6 protein-coding genes are annotated in these 4,634 nt (G+C 39.8%); 1 reads left to right on the top strand and 5 read right to left on the bottom strand.

Annotated features, from left to right (window positions below; all coding sequences use genetic code 11):
* Positions 1 to 566: omptin family outer membrane protease (locus ABZA26_RS08240; protein ID WP_372714047.1), on the top strand; the 566-nt coding region annotated here is incomplete at its 5' end.
* Positions 567 to 595: 29 nt separating this feature from the next.
* Here the strand turns inward: ABZA26_RS08240 and ABZA26_RS08235 are convergent.
* The 5 genes from ABZA26_RS08235 to ABZA26_RS08215 all read right to left on the bottom strand — a co-directional run.
* A complete protein-coding gene (locus tag ABZA26_RS08235; RefSeq protein ID WP_372714046.1) occupies positions 596 to 1,984 on the bottom strand; it encodes a sensor histidine kinase in 1,389 nt (462 codons plus the stop codon).
* Entirely contained in the window at positions 1,984 to 2,637 is a 654-nt protein-coding gene (locus ABZA26_RS08230) for a response regulator transcription factor (RefSeq protein ID WP_372714045.1), read from the bottom strand. Before ABZA26_RS08230 ends, ABZA26_RS08235 begins: the two co-directional genes overlap by 1 nt.
* Before the next feature lie 77 nt (positions 2,638 to 2,714).
* Positions 2,715 to 2,846: a hypothetical protein gene (locus ABZA26_RS08225; RefSeq protein ID WP_372714044.1), complete on the bottom strand. Its 132-nt coding sequence runs from the start codon at positions 2,844 to 2,846 to the stop codon at positions 2,715 to 2,717.
* A gap of 55 nt (positions 2,847 to 2,901) precedes the next feature.
* Positions 2,902 to 3,204, bottom strand: coding sequence for a metal-sensitive transcriptional regulator (locus ABZA26_RS08220; RefSeq protein WP_372714043.1), 303 nt, complete (start codon positions 3,202 to 3,204; stop codon positions 2,902 to 2,904).
* A gap of 13 nt (positions 3,205 to 3,217) precedes the next feature.
* On the bottom strand, positions 3,218 to 4,634 hold a 1,417-nt coding region (locus tag ABZA26_RS08215; protein WP_372714042.1), incomplete at its 5' end, for a copper-translocating P-type ATPase.

The raw sequence follows: 4,634 nt of genomic DNA, 5'->3' as shown, positions 1-4,634 counted from the left end.
GGAACTCTTATGATGCAACAGGGATATATAGTTTCTATGACTTATCTTATTTGAGAGCACAAGATGTAGAATTATACGGACAAAATATCTCTTATAAACAAGAATATTATGTGCCATATATTGGGCTAGACCTTAAGTATAATTTAAGTGACAAGTGGAAGTTTACTTCATATATTAGAGGAAGTTTATGGGCTTGGGGAGAAGCTGAAGACATTCACCATAACCCCTCCGGAAGTTATACTGTAAATGATAATGGACCTTCATATTTAGTCGGTGCTACCGCGGATGGTTACGATGACTATGATGACTATTATAATGATAAAATAGAAAATATGGCATACCTATCCTTAGGAATGGCTTTAGATTATTTTTTATTGGAGAACCTTATCGTAACATTTTCTGCAGATTTTCAGAAATATTTTAGAGAAACTGGAGAGAATGAAGCTATAGTTTATTATTACAATGACGATGGGAGCGGTTCTTATATAAATGAATATGATTCCAGCGGAGCTGGAATGTCAAATTATTCTTACATGGTATCTCTAGGAGCCACGTATATATTTTAAACTAAAAAGGAGTCCATGTGGACTCCTTCTTAAGTTGCCTTATCCAGATCAAACCAGAAAATTACCTTTCCATTTTCGAGGTCTGCCCCGTAACTGCTCTTATGTTTTTCCAGTACACCCTTTACTATAGCGAGGCCAAGTCCTGTACCTTCGCTGCTTCTAGACTTGTCACCCCTATAAAAAGGAGCCCATATTTCTTCAAGGTCCTCTTCAGTCAGATCACTAGATGTGTTTATGACTTTTACCCTGTATTTCTCACCGGTTTCCTCGACATAGACTTTTATCTTTCCGTTTACCGGAGTATATTTAAAGGCGTTGCTCACAAGGTTTTCCAGCACTCTTTTAATATATTTCCAGTCTCCGAGGGCTGATATATCCTTCTCAGGATAAGAAATTTCGTATTTTTCAAACTCCATATAATACTTATCCATTACCTGCCTTATCATCTTCCCTAGATTTATTTTTCTGATGTCCAGCTCCAGGTAACCTGCCTCTATCTGGGATATTAGAAGGAGTTCCTTCACAAGTTCATCCATCTTTCTGCTCTCATCCACTATTACTCCGCAGTAGAAATCCCTGTCTTCTTCTGTAGCTATGCCTTCCATTAGGCCCTGGGCATACCCCTGTATCAGAGCTATGGGAGTTTTCAGTTCATGACTCACGCTGGCTACAAATTCTTTCCTGAGACTTTCCAGTTTTTTTTCTCTCTCAATATCTTTTTTTAGCTCTGAGTTTGCAATATTTAGGTCATCTATTGTATCGTGGAGAATGTCCCCCATCCTGTTTATACTCTTTCCCAGCTCGCTTATCTCGTCTTTTCTTTTAGATGAAAATTTCAGAGAGAAGTTCAGATTTGATATTCCCTTGGTTATCTCCTTGAGATGGAGGATAGGCTGGGTTATTTTTTTGGAAAAAATAAAGGCCATAACTATACCAAATCCCAGTGCATAGACAATAATCCTCATGTAATACTGATTTGCCACCTGGACCGATTCTTTTATGGAGCTTATAGGGGTTCTTATCTCCACAAACCTGTTGTTTTGATATGGGGTGAACAAAATCATAAATTCACCCATGGGATCATCAAATTTTATCTTCTGAAAAACCTGTTTTCCAGATCTTATATTCTGAAGTATTCCCTTTTCTTCCAGTCCCTCTATATAAAATTCCTCTGAGGATACAAAGGCATCATCAGAAAACTGCCTTATATATATTGTCACATTATTGTCCCTTTCCAGCTGTTCAAAGTCCAAAAGATGGCCGGGATTTGAGATAACCTGGGATACTGATTTCAGGTTTTCTTTTTTGCTTTCTATATAAAAATTCTCAAGGTAAAATTCTGTAATTACATAAAAACCCATCATTATAAAGAGTACGACACTGAATATAAGAAAGAAAATTTTAGTCCTTATTCTCATTATTCCTCCTCAAAACGGTATCCAAATCCCCTTATTGTCTGGATGTATACTTCACCTATTTTTTTTCTCAGTCTTTTCACATGGGTATCCACCGTTCTCACATCTCCGAAATAATCCCAACCCCATACAGAGTTAAGTATTTTTTCTCTCGAGAGGGCAAGACCCCTGTTCTGTACAAAATAAAGTAGCATCTCAAACTCCTTGGAGGTAAGGTCTACTGACTCACCTTTTATCTCCACCCTCCTGGTTCCTTCATCTATTTCTATATCTCCCCTGCTTATTTTATCAGGTTTCCCTGCCCTTCTGAATATAGCCTTTATCCTGGCTATAAGAAGTGTGGGGTTAAAAGGTTTTGTTATATATTCATCTGCCTCAAGCTCAAATCCAAAAATCTGATCACTCTCTTCACTACGGGCTGTGAGCATGATTACAGGAACCATTGATCCCTTCCTTATTTCACGGCATACACTCCATCCATCCATCTTAGGAAGCATTATATCAAGTATTACGAGATCATATGCACCTTCACCAAATATTTCCACAGCCTCTTTCCCGTCTCCGGCCTCATCCACATGATAGCCTTCTTTTACAAGATAATCTTTTATAAGCCTTCGCATCTTCCATTCATCTTCTACCACCAGTATCTTTTTCATTATCCATCACCTATTTTCAAGTTTAAAAAAGAGTCCTGTTACAGGACTCTTATTTTCTTTTATATATTATAATATTTTTACTTCATTATTCCTTTTGTTGTTTTAAGCGGTACAGGTGATTTTCTTTTTTTGGCATCCACCTGCTTTTTAAAGTAAGCTCCCATTCCCAGCATAACCGTCAAGTATAAAGATAATTTCAAAATTCCCATATCTTCCACCTCCTAGTAAATATGTTAGCATTTTTTTATGGCGTTTCTGTGTCTTTTATTTGAGAAGTTTCTTTATTGTGTAAAATAGTTCCTCTATAACCTCATCATGTCCGTCTCTTATCTGTTCCGCCACACAGCTTTTCATGTGAGCTCCGAGAAGTTCTTTTGCCACTCCGTCCATGGCAGATTTTATAGAGGCCACCTGATTTAGTATATCGTCACAATACACATCTTCATCCACCATCCTCTTTACCCCTCTTATCTGTCCCTCTATACGGTTCAGCCTGTTGCTTATCTTTCTCTTAAACTCTGGCGAGTGGTGTGCCTTCTGGATTTGACAGCATTCTTTTTCATTCACTGTGCATCCCCCCTTAAAATTTAGGTTTAAAAAATCTAAGTCTCAAAGCATTGGTCACAACAGATACCGAGCTCATAGCCATTGCTGCTCCTGCTATCATGGGGTTCAGCAGATGCCCGGTGGTGAGATAAAGAGCTCCTGCAGCTATAGGTATCCCCATACTGTTATAAGCAAATGCCCAGAAAAGATTTTGTTTTATATTTCTTATTGTAGCATGACTTAGCTGTATTGCAGAAGCCACATCTTTAATATCACTCTTCATAAGAACAATATCTGCACTTTCTATAGCTATATCTGTACCGTTTCCTATGGCTATCCCCACATCTGATTGTGCCAGTGCAGGGGCATCGTTTATACCGTCGCCTACCATGGCCACCTTGGCCCCATTTTTTTGCAGTCTTTTTACCTCTATAGATTTATCCTCAGGCAGGACTTCCGAGAGCACTATCTCTATCCCCACCTGTTTCGCTATAGCCTCAGCAGTGAGCTTGTTATCTCCTGTTATCATGGCTACCTTTATCCCCATGTTTTTCAAGATTTCCACAGCCTCTTTAGATGTTTTTTTCACAGTGTCTGCCACAGCGACTACTCCTTGGAATTTACCATCTGATGCCACCAGCATAAGGGTTTTACCCTCTTTAGATAGCTGATCTTCCTCACGGGTAAAAGACACCTCTATACCCTTGCTTTTCATGAGCTTATAGTTCCCTACGAGGATTGTTCTGCCCTCTATCTCCGCCTCTATACCCATTCCGGTTATAGAGTTAAATTTTTCTATCTCTGCAAGTTTTATCCCTTTTTCTTTGGCTCCTTTCACTATAGCATCTCCCAGGGGATGCTCTGAGTGAAGCTCTGCCGATGCCGCCAGTCTCAGTATCTCATCATTTCCAATATCTCCAGAGCTTATCACATCTGTCAGTTTTGGTTTTCCCTCTGTGATCGTACCTGTTTTGTCAAAAACCACCGTGTCTATCTTATGTGCCATTTCCAGAGCTTCTCCACCCTTTATGAGAATTCCGTACTCTGCTCCTTTTCCGGTTCCCACCATTATGGCTGTAGGCGTTGCAAGTCCCAGAGAACACGGACAGGCTATGACCAGTACCGCTATAAATATACTCAAGGAAAATATTCCAGGTGTCGTGGAAAGAGCCACCCTTCCTGTGATCCCCAGGATATACCAGGCTGCTGCTGAAAAAGAAGCTATTCCTATTACCACCGGTACAAAATATCCCGAGATAATATCTGCCATCCTGGCTATAGGTGCCTTTGACCCCTGGGCATCTTCCACCAGTTTCACTATTTTTGCAAGGGTAGTATCAGCTCCCACTGCAGTTGTTTTCATCTTTATACTTCCGTTTTTATTTATACTTGCCCCTACGACCCTTGATCCCGGAGATTTTTCCACAGGGATACTCTCCCCAGTGAGCATT

The sequence above is a fragment of the Ilyobacter sp. genome (assembly GCF_041583315.1).
GTDB lineage: Bacteria > Fusobacteriota > Fusobacteriia > Fusobacteriales > Fusobacteriaceae > Ilyobacter.
The sequence above is the reverse complement of the archived record's forward strand: the minus strand, read 5'-3'. Positions and strand labels throughout refer to the sequence as shown.